The sequence below is a fragment of the Cupriavidus pauculus genome (assembly GCF_003854935.1).
GTDB lineage: Bacteria > Pseudomonadota > Gammaproteobacteria > Burkholderiales > Burkholderiaceae > Cupriavidus > Cupriavidus pauculus_C.
Genome location: NZ_CP033970.1, coordinates 1,033,382 through 1,056,315 on the forward strand (window position 1 = coordinate 1,033,382; position 22,934 = coordinate 1,056,315).

Sequence of the window (22,934 nt, forward strand, 5' to 3'; positions counted from 1 at the left end):
GGCGGCCGTTTTGCATTGGGCGCCGCGCCGGGGCGAAAAAAAAACCCGCGAGATCATCGCGGGTTTAAATCCCAGGTCCGTGGAGGACAGGAGGAGACAAGCGTTGGCGCCGTCGGCGGGTACCAGGTCAGAACAGGCTGTACTTGACGACCTGTTCTTCCACGCCGACAAAGCGCACCAGCTGCCGCAGGCCGCTGGCGTATTCCTTGATGTGATGGCCGTCCGGGGTATCCGGCAGCCGGTAATAAATCGGCGCCGCACCGGCACGGGCGCGCGCCGCACTGACGGAGGCGGAGATATCGCCCGCCGACGTGCCTTCGGAAATTTCCGGTCTTGCGTTCATCGACGACTCCCTTGAGACGCATGGCGCTGAACGTTGGGCCGGCAAACAAAAGGCGCGCGCATGCGGGTAACAATGTCTGGAATGTATTGCAGGCGGTCGCGAAAAGCCATTTCGATTTTTTTAAATCAGTTTCAGGACAATTGACTTTCTTGTCATATTTCAGAATTCCACCGTGGCGGTCGATATCGGAAGGTGTCTCCCCTTCGTGGCCAGCCGCTCGGCGCGTCCAAGGGGTTAACGGCATGACGGGCCCCGACTTGCGGGTTACCATAGCGCCACCCTGAACATTCCCGGCACTAGGCAGCAATCTCCATGCCAACCGGGCTCACTGGACGCTCCGGCGAATGTCGACCCAGCACGCGCTCCTGATTTCCCTGATCGAAAAGCCATCGTCGGGCTACGACCTGGCGCGCCGGTTCGACAAGTCCATCGGCTACTTCTGGCACGCCACGCACCAGCAGATCTACCGCGAACTGGGCCGCATGGCCGAACTGGGCTGGATCTCGGCCGAAGACCCCGCGCGCGAGGCGCCGGTGGCCGAGCCGGCGGACGCCGCCGGCGGCAGCGAGAAGAAGAGCCGCAAGAAGGTGTACTACGTGCTGCCGGCCGGCCGCGAGGAACTGGTGCGATGGGTGCTGGCGCCCGGTGCCGGGCTGGACCAGCGTGAGGAAATTCTGGTCAAGCTACGTGCAGATGCTGCAATCGGGCCGCTGGGGCTGGACCAGGAAATGCTGCGGCTGATCGCGCTGCACGAGGAGCGGCTGGCGCTCTACCGGCGCATCGAAAGCAAGGATTTCGCGGGGACGCTGGACCGGCGCCAGCAGATCCAGTACGCGCTGCTGATGCGCGGCATCCGGTTCCAGGAGGACTGGGTGAAGTGGGGGCGGGAACTGCTGCCGATGCTGCGTAAGCCCGGCTGAGACCGGGTGGGGCTGGCGCCCGCCGCCGGCATGGCCGGCGCGGGCAAGCGAGTGAGCGGGGATCAGGCCACGCTGGCGGCGCGGGCGGCCGCTTCGGCCGGGGCCAGGCCCAGGCGGCGGCGGGCCAGCGCGTACTCTTCCACAAACCGGCGCACCAGCTCGGCGGCCGGCACCACGCGCTTGATGGCGCCCACGCCCTGGCCGGCACCCCAGATATCCTTCCACGGCTTGACGCGGGTCGAGCCAAAGTTCATGGCCGAGGCGTCCGACGTCGGCAGCGCCTCCGGGTCCAGGCCCGACCGCACGATGCTTTCGCGCAGGTAGTTGCCGTGCACCCCGGTGAACAGGTTCGAGTAGATGATGTCGTCGGCCGTGCTGTCGACGATCATCTGCTTGTAGGCGTCCTGGGCGTTGGCTTCCAGCGTGGCGATGAAGGCCGAGCCGATGTAGGCCAGGTCGGCGCCGGCGGCCTGCGCGGCCAGCACCGCGTCGCCGCTGGCAATGGCGCCCGACAGCAGCAGCGGGCCATCGAACCATTCGCGGATCTCGTGCAGCAGCGCAAACGGCGACAGCGTGCCGGCATGGCCGCCCGCGCCGGCTGCCACGGCGATCAGGCCGTCGGCACCCTTCTCGATCGCCTTGCGGGCGAACTTGTTGTTGATCACGTCGTGCAGCACGATGCCGCCGTAGCCGTGCACGGCGTCGTTGACCTCCGCGCGCGCGCCCAGCGACGTGATCACGATCGGCACCTTGTAGCGCACGCACTGTTCCAGGTCGTGTTCGAGGCGGTCGTTCGACTTGTGCACGATCTGGTTCACCGCGAACGGCGCGGCGGGACGGTCCGGGTGCTTGGCGTCGTGCTCGCCCAGTTCGGTCGTGATGCGGTCCAGCCATTCCGACAGCTTCTCGGCCGGCCGGGCGTTCAGGGCCGGGAACGAGCCGACCACGCCGGCCTTGCACTGGGCAATCACGAGGTCCGGGTTGGAAATGATGAACAGCGGCGAGCAGACGGCCGGCAGCGACAGGTTTTGCAGCAGGGCGGGAATGGCCATGACGGTTCCTTCGGGGTCACATCGGAGCGAATGCAACTATGCAACCAGTTGCATGATGGCTGGCAAGGTATCACGGTGCCGGCGCATCGTGCAACTCGTTGGCAAGACATTTCCGCGCGGGCGTCCGGCTGCCAGTGGCGCTTTGTCTACAATGAGCGGATTGCGACGCGCCAAGCAGGAGATCAGTGGTGACTCACCCCGCGACCGACGGTGTCCCGGCCAACGGGCCGAAGCCGGTGTCCGACGACCTGTTCGACGCCGACCTGGCGGCGTGGTATGGCCAGCCCGAACGCGCGTTCGATGGCTGGCTGGCGCACCATGGTTTCCGGCCCGGCACGGCCGTCGTCTACCGGGCGATGTGGGGCAAGCTGCTGCGCTGGTCGGGCGAGCAGGGCCTGCCGCCGCTGAAATGGTCGGCGGCCCAGATCGGCGCGTTTCTGGACGCCCAGGACCTGCACAAGCGCCATCGCTATCGCTACGCCAGATTGATAGAGCGCATCTTCCACCACCTGGCCTCGCTGCAGCAGAACCTGCACAACCCGGCCAGCCAGGCCGTGAAGTCGCATCTGGCCGAGGGCGAGAACGATCCGACCGCCTTCCTGCTGCCCGGCGAGCGTGACCTGCTGGTGGCGCGCATCCTCGCGCCGGGGCTGCCGGCCGAGCGGGACGGCAAGGCTGGCAAGGATGGCATTTCGCCGACGGCGTGGAAGCGCGCGCGTGACGTGGCGCTGCTGGCCGTGCTGCTGGGCGGCGGGCTCAAGGTGGCCGAGGTGCGCGCGTTGCGCATCGAGTCCATCAAACGGGTCAACGACGGTGCCATGTCGATCCGCATGGTCCGGCCCGACAACGGCCGCGCGTACACGGTGCCGCTGTTCGGCTTTGCCCGCGCGCCGCTGCGCCAGTGGCTGGCCCTGCGGGCGGCCGCTGATACGCTTGGCGACCTGGTCTTCCCGGCCATGGCCAACGGCCGGCCCATGCACGCGGCGTCGGTCTATCGGCGGGTCGAAATCCTGCTGGAGGAAGCCGGCGTGCTGGCCGGCCGCAGCGAGCGAGCATCGCCGCAGACGCTGCGCAATACGTGCGGTGCGATGCACTTCGATGCCGGCGCAACGCCGGCCGCCGTGGCGCAACTGCTGGGCATGCGCGACCTGGAATCGGGCTGGCGGCTCCATGCGGCCTACGAAGCCTGGCAGGCGCGGGCTGGCCTGCCGCTGATGGCCCGGCAGCCCGAACGGACCGGGCGGGAAATGTAGACGACCGTACAAACGGACGAGGCGGTCGTAATATCGCTCGGTTAAGATGGGTGCCGGCCGGCCATTTGCCGCCGGCACCGACACAAATCCGATCTCAATATCTCCATGGCTCAAACCCTATTGCTCACTGGCGCAACCGGATATATCGCTTCCCACACCTGGCTGGCGCTTCATGCCGCTGGCTATCAGGTGATCGGGCTCGATAATCTTTGCAACAGTAACCGCGAGGTCGTGAACCGCCTGGCCCGCATTACCGGCACCACGCCCCAATTTGTCGAGGGTGACGTGCGCGACCGCGCGCTGCTGGACCGCCTGTTTGCCGAGCACGACATCACGGGCGCCATCCATTTCGCGGCGCTCAAGGCCGTGGGGGAATCGGTCAGCCAGCCGCTGGCGTATTACGGTAACAATCTCGAAGGGATGATTACGCTGTGCAGCGCCATTCAGGCGGCCGGCGTCAAGCAGCTGGTCTTCAGTTCGTCGGCCACCGTGTATGGCAATCCGCATACCGTGCCGATTCTGGAAGATTTCCCGCTGTCGGCCACGAATCCCTACGGCCAGACCAAACTGATGGGCGAGCAGATCCTGCGCGATCTCGAAAAATCGGATCCGGAATGGCGCATCGCGTTTTTGCGATATTTCAATCCGGTCGGCGCGCATGAAAGCGGGCTGATCGGCGAAGACCCGGGCGGTATTCCGAACAACCTGATGCCTTACGTGGCCCAGGTGGCCGGCGGGCGCCGGGAAAAACTCAGTGTTTATGGCGACGACTACCCAACCGTGGACGGCACCGGCGTGCGCGACTACATCCACGTCTGCGACCTCGCCGACGGCCACGTGGCGGCGCTGAACTACCTGCGCGACCACACCGGCGGCGTCACGGTCAACCTCGGCACAGGCCGTGGCTACAGCGTCCTGGAGGTAGTGAAGGCCTACGAACGTGCCAGCGGTCGCCCGGTGCCGTACCAGATCGTCGACCGGCGGCCCGGCGATATCGCGTCGTGCTACGCCGATCCGTCGCTGGCCCAGTCGCTGCTCGGGTGGCGTGCCCGGCACGACCTCGACCGCATGTGCGAGGATTCCTGGCGCTGGCAGTCGATGAATCCGATGGGGTTTGCGAACTGAATCGACGCAGCCAATAAAAAAACCGGGCCGAAGCCCGGTTTTTTTTTGATCCCGCGTGGCGGCGGAGATCAGCGAATCAGAAAGTCTTCCATCGACTTGCCGTTGGCCAGGGCCTGGGTCAGCCAGCCCGGGCGCTTGCCGCGGCCCGTCCAGGTATTGCCGGCGCTGTCGCGGTAACGGACCGGCACCTTGCGGGCCACCGGCGCCTTCTTGCCGGCCGCGGCCTTGCCGCCAAATCCCAGGTCTTCGGCGGTCAGGCCAAATTGTTCGATTTTCTCGCGAATCTCGGCGATCACGGACGCTTGTTCGCGTGCCTTGATCTCTTCGGCCTGCTTCTGCAGTTCGCTGATTTTCTGAACGATTTCCTGATATGTCGCCATTTGTATCCCTCGATTTACTGGTGGGTCCGTGAATTGACGCAAAGCATTTTATAACCATAGACGGCCGGCCTGCAAATGCTTTAAGGCGCCAGACCCGCATTTTGCGAAAATTCTCAATAACGAAGAATTACTGAACTTATATCGGACGACAAAGTCAGCCAGGGCGAGCGCAAAATGCGCGGCCCATTCCGCAAGCGCGCGTCCCATGGGGCGCCAGCCTTGCGGTGCCGGTACGGGCCGCCGCCATCAGACAATTCCGCCATTCGCCATTGGCCGGGCCGCCATTCAAAGCGCGGATTCAGCAGGCGCTGAATACAGTCTTCAAGGATTTTCATTACCGCCGGGGCAAATGGCGCGTTGGCGCGGCAGCGGTGTTTAATCGGGCTGGCGCGAATCCAAGTGCATCACGCGCCATACCCGAAATCGATTTGCCGCGCAACTCAAGTAAGGTTGCCAGCCGACCGTTATCGAGTCCTGAGCAGGCCGTACGGGGTGTCGGTCTGCCGGACCGGGGCAGGGGAGTGGCTCCGGGTTATCTCCTAATGGTCAGCACATCATGTCCTTTCACCAGAATATCCAGATCAAGACCCTCCTGCGGGGCGCCATGGCCTTGCTCGGGGCCATCCTGCTGCTTGTGGGCGGCGCGGGACTGCATGGGATGTCCCAGTCCAATGATGCGCTGAGGGAGACCTACACGAACCAGCTGGCGTCGTCGCAGGCGCTGGCCGAGGCCATGGTCGGCACCACCCGCCTGCGCCTGGCGCTGGACCGCACCGTCATGCCGGGTAGCGAGGGCGACGACATGCAGAAGCACGTCGACCGCTCCAAGACGTTCATCGAATCGTCCGAGCGCGGCTGGAAGCGCTACATGGCCCTGCCGCAGAACGACGAGGAAAAGGTGCTGTCCAGCGCGCTGGCCGCCAAGCGCCAGGACTTCTTCGAGAAAGGCGTGGCCAGGTGGCAGCAGGCGCTGACCGCCGGCAACCGTGAAGAATCGCTGAAGCTGGCGCGCGACGTGATGCCCGAGCTGCAGCGCAGCATGGCCTCCGCGCACGACAAGCTCGAAAAATTCCAGATGGAAGCGGCCAGGACGAGCTTCGAGACGGCCCAGTCGCGCTTCGAGACGATCCGGATGATGGCGATCGTGCTGATCGTCGCCGGCATCGCCATTGCCATCGGCGCGGCCGTGATGCTCCACCGCGCCATCGTGCGCCCCGTGGAAGAGGCGCTGACCGTGTTCGAGCGCATGGCCGGCGGCGACCTGACGTCGCACATCAGCAGCATGTCGAAGAACGAGATTGGCCGGATGATGCAGGCGCTGGCGAAGATGCAGGACAGCCTGTCCGGCATCGTGTCCGAAGTGCGCGGCGGGACCGATTCGATCGCGTCCGCCACCAAGCAGATCGCCGCGGGCAACACCGACCTCTCGCAGCGCACCGAGGAACAGGCCGCGTCGCTGGAGCAGACCGCCGCGAGCATGGAGGAACTGACCACGGTCGTGCGGCAGAACGCCGACAACGCGCGCCAGGCCGGCATGCTGGCCGGCGAGGCGTCGCAGATCGCCATGAAGGGCGGCGACGTGGTGGGCCGCGTGGTGGACACGATGAACGAGATCAACGGCGCGTCGCGCAAGGTGGTGGAGATCATCGGCGTGATAGAGGGTATCGCGTTCCAGACCAACATCCTGGCGCTGAACGCGGCCGTGGAAGCGGCCCGCGCCGGCGAGCAGGGCCGTGGCTTTGCCGTGGTGGCGGGCGAGGTGCGCAGCCTGGCGCAGCGCAGCGCCAACGCCGCCAAGGAAATCGAATCGCTGATCAGTGAGTCCGGCCAGCGCGTGGAAAGCGGCACGAAGCTCGTGGCCGAGGCCGGCCAGACGATGGGCGAGATCGTGCAGGCCGTGCGCCGCGTGACGGACATCATGAACGAGATCAGCGCGGCGTCGCAGGAGCAGACCACCGGCATCGAGCAGGTGAACCAGGCCGTGTCGCAGATGGACCAGGTAACGCAGCAGAACGCGGCGCTGGTGGAAGAAGCCGCCGCCGCGGCCGGCGCGCTGGAAGAACAGGCGCAGAAGCTGAAGAGCGTGGTGTCGGTGTTCTCGCTGGCATCCGACGGCGGCGCGACGCGCCAGCTTGCTGCCCCGGCCCGTCCGGCCCCGGCCCCCGCCCCGGCCGCCCCGGCTGCCAAGGCACCGGCCCGCCCGGCCGCCAAGCGTCAGCCCGTGGTCCGCACGGCCCGCGAGCCCAAGCTGCTGCGTCCCGCGATGAACCAGCCGGGCGGCGGATCGGCCGACGACGACTGGGCTGCCTTCTGATTGTTTCCGGACCGATACAAGACAGGACAGACTGCCACGCGGTTCCAGGTTCACAGCACGCGCGCGGGATGCCATGATGCGGGGTTTTTCCCATCCCGCATCTTGTTGTCCGCCGCGCCGCTGCCGTCATTCTTCGCGCCCCCCGATGATTGCCACGAATACCCTCCTGTTGCTGCTTGCGGCCACGCTCGGCGTCGCGGCCGCGCTGTGGCTGCGCGCGGCCAAAGCGGACGGCGAGCCGGGGCGCAAGGCGGTCCGGTCGCTGGGCTGGTCCGCCGCGCTGATGTCGCAGACCACGACCGGCATGCCGCTCTGGGTGACGCTCGGTTCCGGCACGATCAGCGCCGCCAACCAGGGCGCCGAGATGGCGGCCACGTTCGCCGCCACGCTGGCCGCCAGCGTGGCGGCGTCCAACCTGCTGGCGCCGGTGGTGCAGTGGACGCGCCACGGCGGCCGGGGCTGGCAACTGGCCATCGCCACGGCGATGCTGGCCGGCGCCGGGCTGGTGGCCGTGGCCGGCGCGCGGCTGGGCCGGGCGTGCGGCGGGCTGTCGATGTCGCCGCGCGGCTGCCTCGATGCGGCAGGCGTGCACGGGCCGGCGTGGCTGGCCGGCGGGCTGGCGCTGCTGTGCTCGGGGCTTTACGCGATGCACCGGCTGCAGTCGCGCAAGTGGGCGGGCGCGTTCGGCGACATGGCGCTGCCCGATGACGCCATCGACGATCATCCGGCGGCCGGGCGCGGCGGCGAGTCGCGCGTGGTGCGCCGCGCCCATGGCCGCATGGGCGGCCTGACCGTGCGCTCGCCGGGCCGGGGCCAGCCGCCCGTGGGCGAATACAGCGTCAGCACCGAACTGCCCGACCGCACCGCGTTTGCGCGCTGGCTGGACCAGACCATCGCGCACGCGCGGCTGTCGGAAACCGCCTGCGCGGTGCTGCTGATCCATATCGCCGATTTCCGCGAGGTGGACGAAGTCTTCGAAGTCCGCGCCGACGACATCCTGGCGCAGGACGCCGGCGCGCTGGCGCAGGCCGCGCTGGAGCCGCACCACTTCCTGGCCCGGCTGGCGCGCGACGAATTTGCCGTGGGCGTGCCCGAACTGGTGCAGCACAGCCGCGCGCACGACGTGGGCGCCCGCGTGCTGGGGTCGCTGTCCGAGTTCGTGGCCGCGCGCGGGCTGCAGATGCAGATCGGCGTCAACATCGGCATCGCGATCTACCCGCGCGACGCGGCCACGTCGGAGTCGCTGATGCAGGCCGCGCGCGTGAGCCTGTCCGAGGCGCGCGAAAGCGGGTCCAACCAGATGCGGGTGTTCAATTCGGCCGCCGGCGAGCGCGCGCGCCGCATGCGGGTAATCCGCCGCGACCTCTGGCCCGCCATCCAGGACGACGCCCTGTCGCTGGTCTACCAGCCCAAGTACGACGTGAAGTCGCGCGGCGTGGTGGGTGCCGAGGCGCTGTGCCGCTGGCGCCATCCGACGCTGGGGCCCGTGAATCCGGCCGAATTCATCATGGTGGCCGAGCAGTCGGGCCAGATCGACAAGCTTGACGACTGGGTCATCTCCACGGTCTGCGCGCAGGTGCGCCAGTGGCAGGACGCCGGGCTGCCGACGGTGCCGGTGGCCATCAACGTGTCCGGCCTGCGCTTTGCCAGCCGCAATTTCCCGCAGTACCTGCTCGAACAGATCCACCAGCACGACATTCCGCCGTCGGCCATCACGCTGGAAATCACCGAGACGGCGGCCATGAAGGACATCGGCAAGTCGATGGAGACGCTGGCGGAGCTGCAGTCGCTGGGCATCCACGTGGCGCTGGACGACTTCGGCAGCGGCTATTCCAGCCTGGGTTACCTGAAGCGGCTGCGGGTGGGCACGCTGAAGATCGACCGCACGCTGATCGGCGGGCTGGACGCCGACCCGCAGGGCCGGGCCATCGTCGGGTCGATGGTGGCGCTGGCGCACGAACTGCGCATGAAGGTGGTGGCCGAGGGCGTGGAATCGGCGTCGCAGCTGGAAATCCTGCACGACATGGGCTGCGACGAGGTGCAGGGCTACCTGATGGCCATGCCGCTCGACGTGCCGGCCTTTGCCGAGCTGATGGCCGGCGCCCAGCGGCTGCGGGCGTAGCTGCCGGGGCCGGTCCGCCCATTGCCGGAACCGCCGAAACCGCCGCGAACGTGAAAAATTGTCAACTTTGCCCCGCCAACGCTAAAGCGCGGCGCTGGCGTGTCGATATGGAAAGGACAGGGCAGTGGCGCGTGCCGGCATTGGCGCGCGCCAGCCAGCTGGCCTGTCCGTCGCCGGCCGCATTGCCTTGGCACTGGCGGACCCACCGCTTCTGGAGTCACCGATGTCCCTTCCGCACATCCTCGTCGTCGACGATTCGCCGTCCCTGCGCCGCATGACCGTTGCCTGCCTGCGCGCGGGCGGATTCACGGTCACCGAGGCGGCCGATGGCAAGGAAGCGCACGAGGTGGCGATGGAGGGCGGGTTCGGCATGCTGGTGACCGACCAGGTCATGCCCGGCATGGACGGCCTGTCGCTGATCCGCGCGCTGCGCGCCACGCCGGCCTACGCCGCCATCCCCATCCTGATGCTGTCCACCGAGCACGACAGCCGCATCCTGGACCAGGCCCGCGAGGCCGGTGCCTCGGGCTTCCTGGCCAAGCCGTTCGACCCCGAAGAGCTGATGGCGTCGGTCCACGCGCTGCTGGACCCTCCCACGGAGGGGTAATCCGGGCGCGAAGTCGTGCTTAATTCACCCCGCCGCCTGCCGTAAATACTGGAGGGCCATAGCAGGTGGTCCGGCCGGGCCCATGGGGCCGCGCCGGGTGCCGCCTCGGGTCGCCAGCAGCCAGGGGCACGCTACCCCGGCCACGACCAACCTTGCCAGCGGGGGCAACATGAACACCAGCAACAGCCGCGCGGACGGCGCGGGCGAAGAATTCCTGGCCTTCCGGCTGGGCCGCGAGGAATACGGCATCGACATCCTCAAGGTCCAGGAAATCCGTGGCTACGAATCGGTCACGCAGATCGCCAACGCGCCTGACTACCTGAAGGGCGTGATCAACCTGCGCGGCACCATCGTCCCGATCATCGACCTGCGCATCAAGTTCCGGCAGGCCCAGATCAGCTACGACCAGTACACCGTGGTGATCATCGTCGATATCCATGAACGCACCACCGGCATCGTGGTTGACGGCGTGTCCGACGTGCTGACGCTGACCGCGTCGCAGATCAAGCCCGCGCCGGCGCTGTCCGGCGGCGTGGAAACCGAATACATCCGCGGGCTCGGCTCGCTCGAAGGCCGCATGCTGATTCTGGCCGACATCGAGAAGCTGATGAACGTCGACGACCTCGCGGCGCTGGACGCCGCCGCCGGCACCGCCTGAACCCCCCGACCAACCCGCGGCCCGGCCCGCGCCGACGCGGCGGGCCAGGCCCCAGAGCCGCCACACAGCAATGCGCAACAACCAGCCAGTCACGCAGCACGAGCACCTGCTCTCGCCGGACGATTACCTGATCTCGCGGACCGACCTCAAGGGGCGGATCACCTTCGCGAACCGGGCGTTCGTGGAGACCAGCGGCTTCCCGGCGGCCGAGCTGCTGGGCGCGCCGCACAACCTCGTGCGCCATCCCGACATGCCGCCGGAGGCGTTTGCCGACCTCTGGGCATCGATCCAGGCCGGCAAGTCGTGGGTCGGCATCGTCAAGAACCGCCGCAAGAACGGCGACTACTACTGGGTACAGGCCACCGTGACCGCCACGCGCGTGGACGGCCGCATCATCGGCTACACGTCCGTGCGCTCGATGGCCACGCGCGAGCAGATCGAGGCCGCCGACGCGGCCTACCGGCGCTTCCGCGAAAACCGCGCCGCCGGCCTGGCGATCCGCGATGGCGCCGTGGTGCGCACCGGCGTGGCGGGGCTGTTCGGCAGGCTCACGCGGCTGACGCTGCGCCGGCGCATCCTCTGGGCGCAGGCGGCCGGGCTGGCCTGGTTCCTGGCGGCGCTGGGCGGCGTGCACTGGATGTCGGCCGAGGCCGCCGCGCAACTGTGGCCATGGCTGTGGGGCGCGTTCGCGCTGGCCGTGCTGTCGTCGATGGCGTCGGGCGCGCTGCTGGTGGCGCGCGTGGAGCGGCCCGTGAGCGAGATGCTCGACTTCGCGCTGCGCATGGGCGCCGGCGACCTGACCACGACGTTCGAACACAAGGCCGCCGACGAGGTGGGCGCGCTGGCGCGTGCAATGCGCACGATGCAGCGCAGCCTGCTGTCGGTGGTGCATGACATCCAGGAAGGCATGACCAGCATCTCCACGGCCACGCACCAGGTGGCGGCGGGCAACAACGACCTGTCGCAGCGTACCGAGCAGCAGGCCGCGTCGCTGGAGGAGACCGCGTCTAGCATGGAGCAGTTGACCGGCACGGTGCGCCAGAACGCCGACAACGCGCGGCAGGCCAGCGGGCTGGCCGCCAACGCCTCCGAGACCGCGCTGCGCGGCGGCGAGGCCGTGGGGCGCGTGGTGCACACCATGCAGGACATCAACGAGGCGTCGCGCAAGATCGTCGACATCATCGGCGTGATCGAGGGCATCGCGTTCCAGACCAACATCCTGGCGCTGAATGCGGCCGTGGAAGCGGCGCGGGCTGGCGAACAGGGCCGCGGGTTTGCCGTGGTGGCGGGCGAGGTGCGCAGCCTGGCCCAGCGCAGCGCCAATGCGGCCAAGGAAATCAAGGGGCTGATCGGCAACACCGTGGCGCGCGTGGAAAACGGCGCCGCGCAGGTCAGCGAGGCTGGCGCGACGATGGACGAGATCGTCCAGGCCGTGAAGCGCGTGACCGACATCATGGGCGACATCAGTTCGGCATCGGCCGAGCAGAGCGCGGGCATCGAACAGGTGAACGAGGCGGTGGCGCAGATGGACGAAGGCACGCAGCAGAACGCCGCGCTGGTGGAGCAGGCTGCTGCCGCGGCCGGCGCACTGGAGGAACAGGCCGAGCGCCTGCGCGAGTCGATCTCCACGTTTCGCGTGAGCACGCAGGCCGAGGTCCGGCCCGCGCGCCCGCGCGGCGTGGCGGCGCTGGCGCATGTGGCTGGCTGAAGTGGGGAGCAGGCCCGCGCGCCGCAGGGTGGCCGGGCTTTCATAAAAGGGCCGCGTCTCGGGCGCGGCATCAGGAACGGGGTAGAGCGGCCGCCCACGCAGGCGGCAGCGACATGCAACCCGGAGCGGCGTGGCCGTTCCGGTCATTTCTGACAGAAGAAGGGGGTAGTTCTATGCAGTGGTTCAATCAACTTCGCGTGACGACCAGGCTGATCGCCGGCTTCCTGGTCGTATCCGTGATCGGTGCCGTCATCGGCCTGCTGGGCGTGGTCAACATGGGGCGCATGGCGGAATGGACCGGCAAGATCTACAACACCGACCTGCAGGCGCTGAAGGCCGTGCAGGACGGCAACATCAACCTGGTCTACGCCAGCCGCGCCCAGATTGCGCTGCTGTCGGCGTCGACCATGGGCGAGCGGGCGACCGAGAAGGAACAGATCCAGAAGTCGCTGACCGCCATGGAAACCCGCGTCAAGTCGGCCAAGGACTCGTTCGCGTCGCCCGAGGGCCAGGCCCTGTTCAAGCAGTACGAGACGCTGGTGCCGCCGTTCCGCGAGCGCATGCAGAAGTACGTCGACCTGGTCAGCAAGCAGCCGCTGGACACGTCGCAGTTCGAAAGCACCGTGTTCACGGAAAGCACCGACCTGCTCAAGGACAGCCGCGCGCTGGAAGACGTGCTGTTCAAGATGGTCAAGCGCCGCGACGAGCGCGCCAAGGCCAACATGGATGAATCGACCAGCGTCTACAACAGCTCGCGCGTGCTGATGCTGCTGCTGGTGCTGGGCGGCGTCGTGATCTCGGTGGTGCTGGGCTGGCTGCTGGCCCGCCAGCTGTCGCGCCAGCTTGGCGGCGAGCCGGGCTACGCCGCGTCGATTGCCGCGCGCATCGCCGACGGCGACTTCTCGGGCAAGGTGGAACTGCGCCGGGGCGACGACCACAGCCTGCTGCACGCCATGAGCCAGATGCAGCAGCAGCTCTCGGGCATGGTGCGCGACTTCAAGGAATCGGCCGAATCGATCGGCACGGCGTCGCGCCAGATCGCGGCGGGCAACAACGACCTGTCGCAGCGTACCGAGCAGCAGGCCGCGTCGCTGGAGGAAACGGCGTCGAGCATGGAGGAACTGACCAGCACCGTGCGCCAGAACGCCGACAACGCGCGCCAGGCCAGCGGGCTGGCGGCCAACGCGTCGGATACGGCCGTGCGCGGCGGCGAGGTGGTGGGCCGCGTGGTGGAGACGATGGGCGAGATCAACGACGCCTCGCGCAAGATCGTCGACATCATCGGCGTGATCGAGGGTATCGCGTTCCAGACCAACATCCTGGCGCTGAACGCGGCCGTGGAAGCGGCCCGCGCCGGCGAGCAGGGCCGTGGCTTTGCGGTGGTGGCCGGTGAAGTGCGCAGCCTGGCGCAGCGCAGCGCCAACGCCGCCAAGGAAATCAAGACGCTGATCGACAACTCGGTGGCGCAGGTGGATACCGGCGCGGCGCTGGTGAGCCAGGCCGGCACGACGATGGACGAGATCGTGCAGGCCGTGAAGCGCGTGACCGACATCATGGGCGAGATCAGCGCGGCCTCCGCCGAGCAGAGCTCGGGCATCGAGCAGGTGAACCAGGCCGTGGCGCAGATGGACGAGGTGACGCAGCAGAACGCGGCGCTGGTGGAGCAGGCTGCCGCGGCGGCCGGGTCGCTGCAGGACCAGGCGTCGCGCCTGATGGATTCGGTGTCCAGCTTCCGCCTGTCCGACGACGACGGCCACGTGGCGGCGGCCCCGATGCTGGCCGCCCCGACCGCCCCGGCCGTGCGCTCGGTGGTCAAGCCGGCCGCCAAGCCGGCTGTGGCCCGCGTGGGCAAGGCTCGCAAGACCGGTGGCAAGGCGTCCCGCGCCGCGACCGCGCTGGTGGCCGTGGCGGCCGCCGCGCCGGGCGTCGGTGAAGAAGCCGAGGAAGCTGCCGATAGCTACAAGAAGCGCCCGGCATTGACCGCCGCGTCCGACAACGGCGACTGGAGCGCCTTCTGATCGACCGCCGGGACTTGTCCCGGCGCCTGAACTCGCCGTCGTCACCAGACGGCACGCCCCGGCACAGCGGCACCCCCGCTGCGCCGGGGCGTTCACACGTCCGCAGAACATCATGCATACGGAAATCAGTCTGTCCCTGTCGGCCGAAGCCGTAGCGCGGTTGCGAGCGGACTTCGACGCCTTTGTAAAAGTTTCCACCGGGCTGGACCCGCAGTTCATCCCGCCCGCCTTTGACGACTTCATGCGCGCCCGGCTGATGCAGCAGGACGGGCCGCTAACCGAGCGGGCCGTGATGCGGCTGCTGGCCAGTGGCGAGTACGGCTGGGCCAAGAAGGTCTTCGACAAGCAGCTGCCCAACGCGCTGGCGGCGCTGATGCGCGACGCGCAGCGCTTTGGCTTTGCGCTGGTCGTGCAGCCGGACTGGACGCCTCAGCAGCGCGTGGATCACGCCCGCGAGTGGGCGGCCAACATCCTGTCCGAAGCGGGCGCCGACGCGGCGTTCACCGAGGCGCTGGCGGCGCAGATCTCGTCGTCGGCCGTCGATGTGCGCGCCATCGAGGAGCGCATGCGCACGCCGGCCTGGCGGATTGCCGACGGACTGCGCCAGCGGGCGTACGACGTCATGTACGCGCTGCAGACCGAGCAGAGCGAGGCGCTGGGCCGCAGCAAGGTGGGCGAGCTGCGGACGCTGCTGGGGCTGGCGCTCGAATACGGTTCTGTAAGTGCCGAGGAAGCCGCGCGCGTGCTGGAACAAGTGGAGCGTGCGCGGCCGCATCTGTTCCGCGAAGCCCCCGACGACGTCTTTGCGCGGCTGGCCGCGTGGCTGCGGCGCGTGTTTAGCCAAGGCGCGCTGGTTCGTCAATAGTGGAAAGCAGCAACCCCACTTCAGCAGGTGGCGTGTGCACGGCTCGGGAACCCTATCCGTTCTGTACACAAACTGTTACACCTTTGATGAAAATCAGAAGTCAGTCACATTCGCTGTTACAAATTTGGCTGGCCATGTCTTTTCCTTGCGACATTCCGCAATCCCCAACGTAAGTAGGGATTGGCATTGTGGGCGGATTGCCGATATAAACGTAACAGTTTCACTTACACTCTGTAACATCTGTAACGTTTCAGGGTTAAGGTGTAACCGGGCGAAGTATCTTTCGTTGTACGTCGTACCTACTCGAACACGCACCAAACGATCTGGTCGCCGGCAGGAGTTCCATGCCGGTAAGCGCCGGACAAGCGGTCGAGAGGTTTTTTGGTAGCGGGGAAAAATTGGAAAGCAGTGAAGTTCTCCAGGAGATCAGGGAGGTCAATCTCGCCTATCTTCTGCTTGCGCAACGACTGGTGCGCGAAAACCAGGTGGAAGCCATGTTCAGGCTTGGTGTCAGCAAGGAAATTGCTGAGATCCTTGCCAAGCTGACGTCGGCGCAACTCGTCAAGCTGGCAGCATCCAACATGGTGCTGTGCCGTTTCCGCTTTGACGACCATGCGTTGCTGTCCACCCTCACCCACACGGCCAAGAGCCATGATATGCAGCAGATCCACGCTGCTATCCTGCTGGCCCGGCAACCTGTGGAGTCGCTCAATTGACCGCGCTCCTCCAGGCCCAGCCGGCTCGCAGCTTCACGGCCACACCCGTACCCAACCGCAAGAGCGTCCTGCAGGATGCCAACCAGACCCAGCTCGCCATCGAGCTGATCGGGCTGGGGGCGCGCCTGCAGGTGCTTGAAGCCGAGACCACGCTCTCGCGCGACCGGTTGATCCGGCTCTACAAGGAGCTCCGGGGCGCGTCGCCGCCCAAGGGCATGCTCCCCTTCTCGACGGACTGGTTCACCACCTGGCTGCCGAATATCCACTCGTCGCTGTTCTTCTCGGCGTACCAGTTCATGGTGCAGGAAGGCGAGACGTCGGGCATTCGTGCCGTAGTGGCCGCTTACCGTCTGTACCTCGAGCATGTTTCGCTGCTCGGCGGCGAAATCGTCTTAAGTTTCACCCGTGCCTGGACGTTAGTACGGTTTTTCGAGAGCAACATGCTGCAGCTTTCCACGTGCACCTGTTGCGGCGGCCAGTTCGTGACGCATGCCTATGAGCCGCACGCGAACTTCGTCTGCAGCCTGTGCCGTCCGCCCTCGCGGGCCGGAAAGGTGAAGAAGCTCTCGAAGGACGCCACAGCCGCGCAGACCGAAGCCTGAGTTCATCGGGACTGACGTCTTCACGGCAGGTGGGCCCCGGACGTACCGGCGGGCGCTGACCCCGTTCGCCTGTACGCCAGGGAGCCCTTGTGCGCCTGACGCGTGTTTTTCAGACGGGGATCCGATCGTGCTAGTAGTTCTTGGCTATGTCGTCGTAGTTGTGGCGGTGCTGGGTGGTTACGCCCTCACCGGCGGCCACATGGGCGCGCTTTACCAACCGGCGGAGCTGATCATCATTGGCGGCGCCGCGGTGGGCGCCTTCATCAGCTCCAACAGCGGCAAGGCCATCAAGGCCACGATGAAGGCCATGCCCTCGCTGCTCAAGGGCTCCAAGTACAAGAAGGAACTGTACCTGGACGTGATGGCGCTGCTCTACGTGCTGCTGTCCAAGGCACGCCGCGAGGGCATCCTGTTCCTCGAAAAGGAAATTGCCGATCCCGCATCGAGCAGTGTCTTCAGCCAGTACCCCCGCATCCTGGCCGACGCCAAGATGATGGAGTTCCTGACCGACTACCTGCGCATGATGGTCAACGGCAACATGAACGCGTTCGAGATCGAGGCGCTCATGGACCACGAAATCGAAACGTTCCGCCACGAGGCCGAGATTCCCGCCCATGCGCTGTCGCGCGTCGGCGACGGCCTGCCCGCCTTCGGCATCGTTGCCGCGGTGATGGGCGTGGTGCACGCGCTGGCCTCGGCAGACCTGCCGCCGGCCGAACTGGGCGCCCTGATCGCCCACGCCATGGTGGGTACGTTCCTGGGCATCCTGCTGGCTTACGGCTTCGTGTCGCCGCTGGCGTCGCGGGTGGAGCACCAGGTGTCCGAGAGCATCAAGATGTACGAATGCATCAAGGTGACCCTGCTGGCGTCGCTCAACGGCTACGCGCCGCTGGTGGCGGTGGAATTCGGCCGCAAGGTGCTGTACTCCACGGTACGTCCGTCGTTCCTCGAGCTCGACGACCACGTCCGCGAAGTCAAGAGCCTGACCTGACGGGAGAGCAGCCATGAGCAGCGCCCAGGACCTTCGTCCGATCATCATCAAGAAGGCGAAGTCGCACGCCAAGCCGCACGGCAACCATAGCTGGAAGATTGCCTACGCCGACTTCATGACGGCCATGATGGCGCTGTTCCTGGTGCTGTGGCTGCTGAGTTCGTCGTCGCCCAAGACGCTGGTGGGCGTGGCCGAGTACTTCAAGACGCCGCTGAAGGTGGCGGTGGCCGGCGGCGACAAGAGCAGCCTGTCGAAGAGCGTGATCCCCGGCGGCGGCAAGGACCCCACGGCCAAGGACGGCGAGGTCATGCGCGCCATGACCAACGACCCGGCCGACGCCCAGCGCCGCCGCGACCAGATGGACAGCGAGCGCCTGCGCGCGCTCAAGGGCCGCCTGGAACAGATCATCGAGAACAACCCCACGCTGCGCCAGTTCCGGCCGCAGTTGCTGCTGGACATCACCAGCGAGGGCCTGCGCATCCAGATCCTGGATACGCAGAACCGGCCGATGTTCCGCACCGGCAGCGCCGCGGTGGAGCCGTACATGCGCACCATCCTGCGCGAGATCGGCCCGGTGCTCAACGAGATGCCCAACAAGGTGAGCCTGTCTGGCCACACCGACTCGGCCACGTACATGCGCGGGGAGCGCGCGTACAGCAACTGGGAGCTGTCGGCCGACCGCGCCAACGCGTCGCGCCAGGAGCTGATTGCCGGCGGCATGCAGGAAGGCAAGGTGCTGCGCGTGCTGGGCCTGGCCGACACGATGCCGCTGGAAAAGAACGACGCGCTGGCGCCCACCAACCGCCGCATCAGCATCGTGGTGCTGAACAAGCGTGCGCAGGCCCAGTTCGAGCAGGAAAACGCCAGCGCCGCCGACGTGCAGGTGCAGGCCACGAAGGGGCGCGCGGCCGAGGAGTTCCAGGCGCAGGTGGAGGGCGCCCCGGGCGCGGCGGCAGTGGCTGCCAGCGCGCCGAAGGCCAAGTAGGAACAGAGGGAAGAAGGGGGCGCGCCACCGCGGTGGGCGGCGCGTCCTCCCAGCAATCTAGCGAGCCAGGACAACCATGTCTGTCGATATCGATATCACGCAGTTCTACCAGACCTTCTTCGAAGAGGCAGAGGAACTGCTCGTTGAAATGGAGCAGCTGCTGCTCGAGGTGGACATCGAGTCGCCCGATGCCGAAGCGCTCAACGCCATCTTCCGTGCCGCGCATTCCATCAAGGGCGGTGCCGCCACGTTCGGCTTCACGGCCCTGACCGAGACCACGCACATCTTCGAGAACCTGCTCGACCGCACGCGGCGGCGGGAACTGGCCCTGACCCGGGTCATCATCGACACCTTTCTGGAAACCAAGGACGTGTTGCAAGACCAGCTCAACGCCTATCGCAACGGCACCGAACCCGATCCGGAAACGTTCAAGCGCATCTGCGCCGTCCTGCAACAACTGGCGCAGGAAGCCGGCGGCGATGCGGGTCACGCTCCGGCCCCCGCACCCGCTGCCGTGGCGGCCCCGGCCCCCGCGCCGGCCGCAGCGCCGGCCGGCGGCAACCTCAAGGTCCGCCTGATCAAGGTGTCCCCGGCCGACCAGGCGCTGCTGCGCGAGGAACTGGCCAACCTGGGCGAGATCACCGGCCAGGAAGAGGCCGACGGCGACCTGACCATCTGGCTGAACAGCCAGTGCGGCACCGACGACATCATCGCGGTCTGCTGTTTCGTGATCGACGAGAAGCAGATCGCCGTGGAAGCCGTGGCCCCCGGCGAGGCACCCGCCGCCGCGCCGGCCCCGGCACCGGCCCCCGTGGCCGCCCCGGCGCCGGTTGCCGCCGCGCCCGCCGCCGCCCCGGCCGCCAAGGACAAGGAAAAAGCCAAGCCGGCCGCCGCGGCCGCCGCGCATGCGCCGGATTCGGGTTCGATCCGCGTGCCGACCGAGAAGGTCGACCAGATCATCAACCTGGTGGGCGAACTGGTCATCACCCAGTCGATGCTGGCGCAGACCGCCTCGTCGCTGGACCCGGTGCTGTTCGACCGCCTGTTCTCGGGCATGGGCCAGCTGGAGCGCAACGCCCGCGACCTGCAGGAAGCGGTGATGTCGATCCGCATGATGCCGATGGACTACGTGTTCTCGCGCTTCCCGCGCCTGGTGCGCGACCTGGCCAGCAAGCTGGGCAAGCAGATCGACCTGGTCACCTTCGGCAAGGCCACCGAGCTGGACAAGAGCCTGATCGAGCGGATCATCGACCCGCTGACCCACCTGGTGCGCAACAGCCTGGACCACGGCATCGAGACCCCCGAGAAGCGCGTGGCCGCCGGCAAGGAGCCGACCGGCCAGCTCATCCTGTCCGCGCAGCACGCGGGCGGCAACATCGTGATCGAGGTCAGCGACGACGGCGGTGGCCTGAACCGCGACCGCATCCTGTCCAAGGCGCTGCAGAACAACCTGCCGGGCGTGTCGGAGAGCATGCCCGACGAGGAAGTCTGGCAGTTCATCTTCGCGCCGGGCTTTTCCACGGCCGAGGTGGTGACCGACGTGTCGGGCCGCGGCGTGGGCATGGACGTGGTCAAGCGGAACATCCAGGAAATGGGCGGCCACGTGGAAATTAGCTCGCGCCAGGGCCTGGGCACCACCACGCGCATCGTGCTGCCGCTGACGCTGGCCATCCTGGACGGCATGTCGGTGCGCACCGGCGAGGAAACGTTCATCCTGCCGCTGAACTGCGTGATGGAGTCTCTGCAGCCGAAGGCCGACGACGTGCACACCGCCGCCAACGGCGAGCGCGTGATGAACGTGCGCGGCGAATACCTGCCGCTGCTGGAACTGCACAAGGTCTTCAACGTGGCCAGCGCCGTGCAGGAGCCCACGCAGGGCATCGCCGTGATCCTGTCCGCCGAGGGCAAGCGCTTCGCGCTGCTCGTGGACCAGTTGATCGGCCAGCACCAGGTGGTGCTGAAGAACCTGGAAACCAACTACCGCAAGGTGCCGTGCATCTCGGCCGCGACGATCCTGGGCGACGGCAGCGTCGCGCTGATCGTGGACGTGGCCGCGCTGCAGCGCACCGGCGTGCGCCGCCAGGACATGGCGATCGCACTGTAACTGACAGCAAGGAGAACGGACATGGCCGGCATCGGACACATCGATACCCAGGGCAGCGAAGCCTCTGGCCAGGAATACCTGGTCTTCACGCTGGGCACCGAGGAATATGGCATCGACATCCTGAAGGTGCAGGAGATCCGCAGCTACGAGACGGTGACCCGCATCGCCAACGCGCCCGATTTCATCAAGGGCGTCACCAACCTGCGCGGCGTGATCGTGCCGATCGTCGACCTGCGCCTGAAGTTCAACCTGGCCAACGTGCGGTATGACCACCAGACCGTGGTGATCATCCTGAACGTGGCGGGCCGCGTGGTGGGCATCGTGGTCGACGGCGTGTCGGACGTGCTGACGCTGACCGGCGACGACATCAAGGCCGCGCCGGAATTCGGCGTGTCGGTGTCGAACGAGCACCTGACGGGCCTGGGTTCGGTGGAAGGCCGGATGCTGATCCTGATCGACATCGAACGCATGATGACCAGCCCCGAGATGGAGCTGATCGAGGCCGAGCTCGCCTAAAGCGCCTGCCGGCCCGCCCCCGAAGACGCCTGTAACCGCCGTGCATCGGCAACCCTGAAGACATACACCCATGACGCCGCTCCGTTCTTCCTCCAGCGCCACCGGGAAGCCAGGCGCGGCCGCCAGTGCCGGCACGCCGGTGCTGGCGCCGCTGCGCGACGACATGCGTGACTTTCTGCTGACCGAGCGTGACTTCGAGAAAGTCCGCACGCTGATCCACAAGCGCGCGGGCATCTCGCTGGGCAGCCACAAGCGCGAGATGGTCTACAGCCGCCTGGCGCGGCGCCTGCGCTCGCTGCAGATCAGCGATTTCGGCACGTACCTGGAACTGCTCGAAGCCGACGAACGGTCGGACGAGTGGGAATACTTCACCAACGCGCTGACCACCAACCTCACGTCGTTCTTCCGGGAATCGCACCACTTTCCGCTGCTGGCCGAACATGCCAGGAAGGTGGGCCGGCCCTACAGCGTGTGGTGCGCGGCGGCATCCACCGGCGAGGAGCCGTACTCGATCGCCATCACGCTGGCCGAGGCGCTGGGCGACCGCGCCGCCACCGTGCTGGCCACCGACATCGACACGCAGGTGCTGGCCAAGGCGCGCGCGGGGGTCTATACCACCGAGCAGGTGGCGCGCCTGCAGCAGGAACAGCTGCGCCGCTTCTTTCTGAAAGGCACCGGCGCCCGTGCGGGGTCGGTCAAGGTCAAGCCCGACCTCGCGTCGACCATCACGTTCGCGCCGCTGAACCTGCTGGCGCCCGACTGGGGCATCCGCGAGAAGTTCGACGCGATCTTCTGCCGCAACGTGATGATCTACTTCGACAAGCCGACCCAGGGCCGCATCCTGGAACGGTTTGCGCCGATGCTCAAGCCGCATGGCCTGCTGTTCGCCGGCCATTCGGAAAACTTTTCCTATGTCTCGCGCGCGTTCCAGCTGCGCGGGCAGACCGTCTACGAACTGGCCGGCAAGGGCGGGGGTGCATGATGCGCGGCACGCCCCAGATCCCAGAGGCCATCGCGACGCGCAAGTATTTCGACCGCGAGTTCGGCAAGCAGGCCATCAAGCTGCTGCCCAACGAGTACTACGTGACCGGCGACGACGTGGTGCTGACCACGGTGCTGGGGTCGTGCGTGGCCGCGTGCATCCGCGACGAGTACGCGGGCGTGGGCGGCATGAACCATTTCATGCTGCCCGACGACGAGAACGCCGGCGCCGACCGCCTGCTGTCGGCGTCGATGCGCTACGGCTGCTATGCGCTGGAAGTGCTGATCAATGAACTGCTGAAGATGGGCGCCCGCCGCGAGCGCCTGGAGGCCAAGGTTTTTGGCGGCGGCGCGGTGCTGGCGAACATGACGACCCTCAATATTGGGGACCGGAATGCCGATTTCGTACTGAAGTACCTGCGCACCGAGGAGATCCGCGTCGCCGCCCAGGACCTGCGCGGTCCGCACGCCCGGCGCGTGAGCTACTTCCCGCGCACGGGCCTGGCGCTGGTGCGCCGGCTGACGCGCCAGGACGATACGGTTGGCGTGGAACGCGAGGAACGTGCCCTGGCACGCGCGCTGTCCACATCCACGAAGGCGCCCGCGCGTGGTGCCGTGGAATTGTTTACGCGGCAGGCAACGGCGAAGACGCCGTCCTGAAAACTGAAGACGTA

General features: G+C 67.1%; 21 protein-coding genes. 18 read left to right on the forward strand and 3 right to left on the reverse strand.

All coding sequences use genetic code 11. From position 1 onward, the window contains the following. Positions 1–127 precede the first annotated feature (127 nt). Positions 128–343, reverse strand: a complete 216-nt coding sequence (locus EHF44_RS22705; RefSeq protein WP_124685941.1) for a hypothetical protein — start codon at positions 341–343, stop codon at positions 128–130. Between the two features lie 344 nt (positions 344–687). On the opposite strand from EHF44_RS22705, the gene EHF44_RS22710 reads away from it, so the two are divergent. Then, on the forward strand, positions 688–1,263 hold the full coding sequence (locus EHF44_RS22710) for a PadR family transcriptional regulator (RefSeq protein WP_124685942.1): 576 nt from the start codon (positions 688–690) through the stop codon (positions 1,261–1,263). Between the two features lie 62 nt (positions 1,264–1,325). Here the strand turns inward: EHF44_RS22710 and EHF44_RS22715 are convergent, their stop codons facing one another. Beyond that, positions 1,326–2,315, reverse strand: coding sequence for an NAD(P)H-dependent flavin oxidoreductase (locus tag EHF44_RS22715; RefSeq protein WP_124685943.1), 990 nt, complete (start codon positions 2,313–2,315; stop codon positions 1,326–1,328). Between the two features lie 188 nt (positions 2,316–2,503). On the opposite strand from EHF44_RS22715, the gene EHF44_RS22720 reads away from it, so the two are divergent. After that, entirely contained in the window at positions 2,504–3,568 is a 1,065-nt protein-coding gene (locus EHF44_RS22720; protein WP_124685944.1) for a tyrosine-type recombinase/integrase, read from the forward strand. A 105-nt stretch (positions 3,569–3,673) separates the two neighbouring features. Further along, positions 3,674–4,693, forward strand: a complete 1,020-nt coding sequence (galE, locus tag EHF44_RS22725) for a UDP-glucose 4-epimerase GalE (RefSeq protein ID WP_124685945.1) — start codon at positions 3,674–3,676, stop codon at positions 4,691–4,693. Between the two features lie 68 nt (positions 4,694–4,761). On the opposite strand, the gene EHF44_RS22730 is transcribed toward galE, so the two are convergent. After that, positions 4,762–5,073 carry an H-NS histone family protein gene (locus EHF44_RS22730; RefSeq protein WP_124685946.1) on the reverse strand — a complete coding sequence of 104 codons (312 nt, stop codon included), beginning with the start codon at positions 5,071–5,073 and terminating at the stop codon, positions 4,762–4,764. A 556-nt stretch (positions 5,074–5,629) separates the two neighbouring features. On the opposite strand from EHF44_RS22730, the gene EHF44_RS22735 reads away from it, so the two are divergent. The 15 genes from EHF44_RS22735 to cheD all read left to right on the forward strand — a co-directional run bounded on the left by EHF44_RS22735 (position 5,630) and on the right by cheD (position 22,920). Beyond that, complete coding sequence (locus tag EHF44_RS22735) at positions 5,630–7,387, forward strand: methyl-accepting chemotaxis protein (protein ID WP_124685947.1); 1,758 nt, start codon at positions 5,630–5,632, stop codon at positions 7,385–7,387. 145 nt (positions 7,388–7,532) lie between these two features. Continuing rightward, on the forward strand, positions 7,533–9,509 hold the full coding sequence (locus EHF44_RS22740) for a putative bifunctional diguanylate cyclase/phosphodiesterase (protein WP_124685948.1): 1,977 nt from the start codon (positions 7,533–7,535) through the stop codon (positions 9,507–9,509). Between the two features lie 223 nt (positions 9,510–9,732). Next, the gene (locus EHF44_RS22745; RefSeq protein ID WP_124685949.1) at positions 9,733–10,116 is read left to right on the forward strand and encodes a response regulator; all 384 of its coding nucleotides are present in this window, start codon (positions 9,733–9,735) and stop codon (positions 10,114–10,116) included. 169 nt (positions 10,117–10,285) lie between these two features. Continuing rightward, positions 10,286–10,774 (forward strand): chemotaxis protein CheW, encoded by a 489-nt coding sequence (locus tag EHF44_RS22750; protein WP_124685950.1) that lies wholly within the window; start codon positions 10,286–10,288, stop codon positions 10,772–10,774. Between the two features lie 70 nt (positions 10,775–10,844). Beyond that, positions 10,845–12,482: a methyl-accepting chemotaxis protein gene (locus tag EHF44_RS22755; protein ID WP_124685951.1), complete on the forward strand. Its 1,638-nt coding sequence runs from the start codon at positions 10,845–10,847 to the stop codon at positions 12,480–12,482. A 173-nt stretch (positions 12,483–12,655) separates the two neighbouring features. Next, entirely contained in the window at positions 12,656–14,500 is a 1,845-nt protein-coding gene (locus EHF44_RS22760) for a methyl-accepting chemotaxis protein (RefSeq protein ID WP_124685952.1), read from the forward strand. Between the two features lie 112 nt (positions 14,501–14,612). Then, on the forward strand, positions 14,613–15,365 hold the full coding sequence (locus EHF44_RS22765) for a DUF4088 domain-containing protein (RefSeq protein WP_124685953.1): 753 nt from the start codon (positions 14,613–14,615) through the stop codon (positions 15,363–15,365). 344 nt (positions 15,366–15,709) lie between these two features. Continuing rightward, a complete protein-coding gene (gene flhD, locus EHF44_RS22770) occupies positions 15,710–16,081 on the forward strand; it encodes a flagellar transcriptional regulator FlhD (protein WP_172966159.1) in 372 nt (123 codons plus the stop codon). Beyond that, the gene (gene flhC, locus EHF44_RS22775; RefSeq protein WP_124685954.1) at positions 16,078–16,683 is read left to right on the forward strand and encodes a flagellar transcriptional regulator FlhC; all 606 of its coding nucleotides are present in this window, start codon (positions 16,078–16,080) and stop codon (positions 16,681–16,683) included. The genes flhD and flhC overlap by 4 nt, the downstream gene beginning before the upstream one ends. Before the next feature lie 127 nt (positions 16,684–16,810). Further along, on the forward strand, positions 16,811–17,674 hold the full coding sequence (gene motA, locus EHF44_RS22780; RefSeq protein WP_124685955.1) for a flagellar motor stator protein MotA: 864 nt from the start codon (positions 16,811–16,813) through the stop codon (positions 17,672–17,674). A 13-nt stretch (positions 17,675–17,687) separates the two neighbouring features. Next, a complete protein-coding gene (gene motB, locus EHF44_RS22785) occupies positions 17,688–18,659 on the forward strand; it encodes a flagellar motor protein MotB (RefSeq protein WP_124685956.1) in 972 nt (323 codons plus the stop codon). A 76-nt stretch (positions 18,660–18,735) separates the two neighbouring features. Then, the gene (cheA, locus tag EHF44_RS22790; RefSeq protein WP_124685957.1) at positions 18,736–20,763 is read left to right on the forward strand and encodes a chemotaxis protein CheA; all 2,028 of its coding nucleotides are present in this window, start codon (positions 18,736–18,738) and stop codon (positions 20,761–20,763) included. 21 nt (positions 20,764–20,784) lie between these two features. Continuing rightward, positions 20,785–21,279 (forward strand): chemotaxis protein CheW, encoded by a 495-nt coding sequence (locus tag EHF44_RS22795; protein ID WP_124685958.1) that lies wholly within the window; start codon positions 20,785–20,787, stop codon positions 21,277–21,279. A gap of 70 nt (positions 21,280–21,349) precedes the next feature. After that, positions 21,350–22,261, forward strand: coding sequence for a CheR family methyltransferase (locus EHF44_RS22800; protein WP_124685959.1), 912 nt, complete (start codon positions 21,350–21,352; stop codon positions 22,259–22,261). Then, entirely contained in the window at positions 22,258–22,920 is a 663-nt protein-coding gene (cheD, locus tag EHF44_RS22805) for a chemoreceptor glutamine deamidase CheD (RefSeq protein WP_409559042.1), read from the forward strand. The genes EHF44_RS22800 and cheD overlap by 4 nt, the downstream gene beginning before the upstream one ends. The last annotated feature ends 14 nt before the right edge of the window (positions 22,921–22,934 follow it).

Coding starts and splice junctions, on each gene's coding strand:
- EHF44_RS22705 (WP_124685941.1), bottom strand. CDS start 343: ATGAACGCAAGACCGGAAATTTCCGAAGGCACGTCGGCGGGCGATATC.
- EHF44_RS22710 (WP_124685942.1), top strand. CDS start 688: ATGTCGACCCAGCACGCGCTCCTGATTTCCCTGATCGAAAAGCCATCG.
- EHF44_RS22715 (WP_124685943.1), bottom strand. CDS start 2,315: ATGGCCATTCCCGCCCTGCTGCAAAACCTGTCGCTGCCGGCCGTCTGC.
- galE (WP_124685945.1), top strand. CDS start 3,674: ATGGCTCAAACCCTATTGCTCACTGGCGCAACCGGATATATCGCTTCC.
- EHF44_RS22730 (WP_124685946.1), bottom strand. CDS start 5,073: ATGGCGACATATCAGGAAATCGTTCAGAAAATCAGCGAACTGCAGAAG.
- EHF44_RS22735 (WP_124685947.1), top strand. CDS start 5,630: ATGTCCTTTCACCAGAATATCCAGATCAAGACCCTCCTGCGGGGCGCC.
- EHF44_RS22740 (WP_124685948.1), top strand. CDS start 7,533: ATGATTGCCACGAATACCCTCCTGTTGCTGCTTGCGGCCACGCTCGGC.
- EHF44_RS22745 (WP_124685949.1), top strand. CDS start 9,733: ATGTCCCTTCCGCACATCCTCGTCGTCGACGATTCGCCGTCCCTGCGC.
- EHF44_RS22750 (WP_124685950.1), top strand. CDS start 10,286: ATGAACACCAGCAACAGCCGCGCGGACGGCGCGGGCGAAGAATTCCTG.
- EHF44_RS22755 (WP_124685951.1), top strand. CDS start 10,845: ATGCGCAACAACCAGCCAGTCACGCAGCACGAGCACCTGCTCTCGCCG.
- EHF44_RS22760 (WP_124685952.1), top strand. CDS start 12,656: ATGCAGTGGTTCAATCAACTTCGCGTGACGACCAGGCTGATCGCCGGC.
- EHF44_RS22765 (WP_124685953.1), top strand. CDS start 14,613: ATGCATACGGAAATCAGTCTGTCCCTGTCGGCCGAAGCCGTAGCGCGG.
- flhD (WP_172966159.1), top strand. CDS start 15,710: ATGCCGGTAAGCGCCGGACAAGCGGTCGAGAGGTTTTTTGGTAGCGGG.
- motB (WP_124685956.1), top strand. CDS start 17,688: ATGAGCAGCGCCCAGGACCTTCGTCCGATCATCATCAAGAAGGCGAAG.
- cheA (WP_124685957.1), top strand. CDS start 18,736: ATGTCTGTCGATATCGATATCACGCAGTTCTACCAGACCTTCTTCGAA.
- EHF44_RS22795 (WP_124685958.1), top strand. CDS start 20,785: ATGGCCGGCATCGGACACATCGATACCCAGGGCAGCGAAGCCTCTGGC.
- EHF44_RS22800 (WP_124685959.1), top strand. CDS start 21,350: ATGACGCCGCTCCGTTCTTCCTCCAGCGCCACCGGGAAGCCAGGCGCG.
- cheD (WP_409559042.1), top strand. CDS start 22,258: ATGATGCGCGGCACGCCCCAGATCCCAGAGGCCATCGCGACGCGCAAG.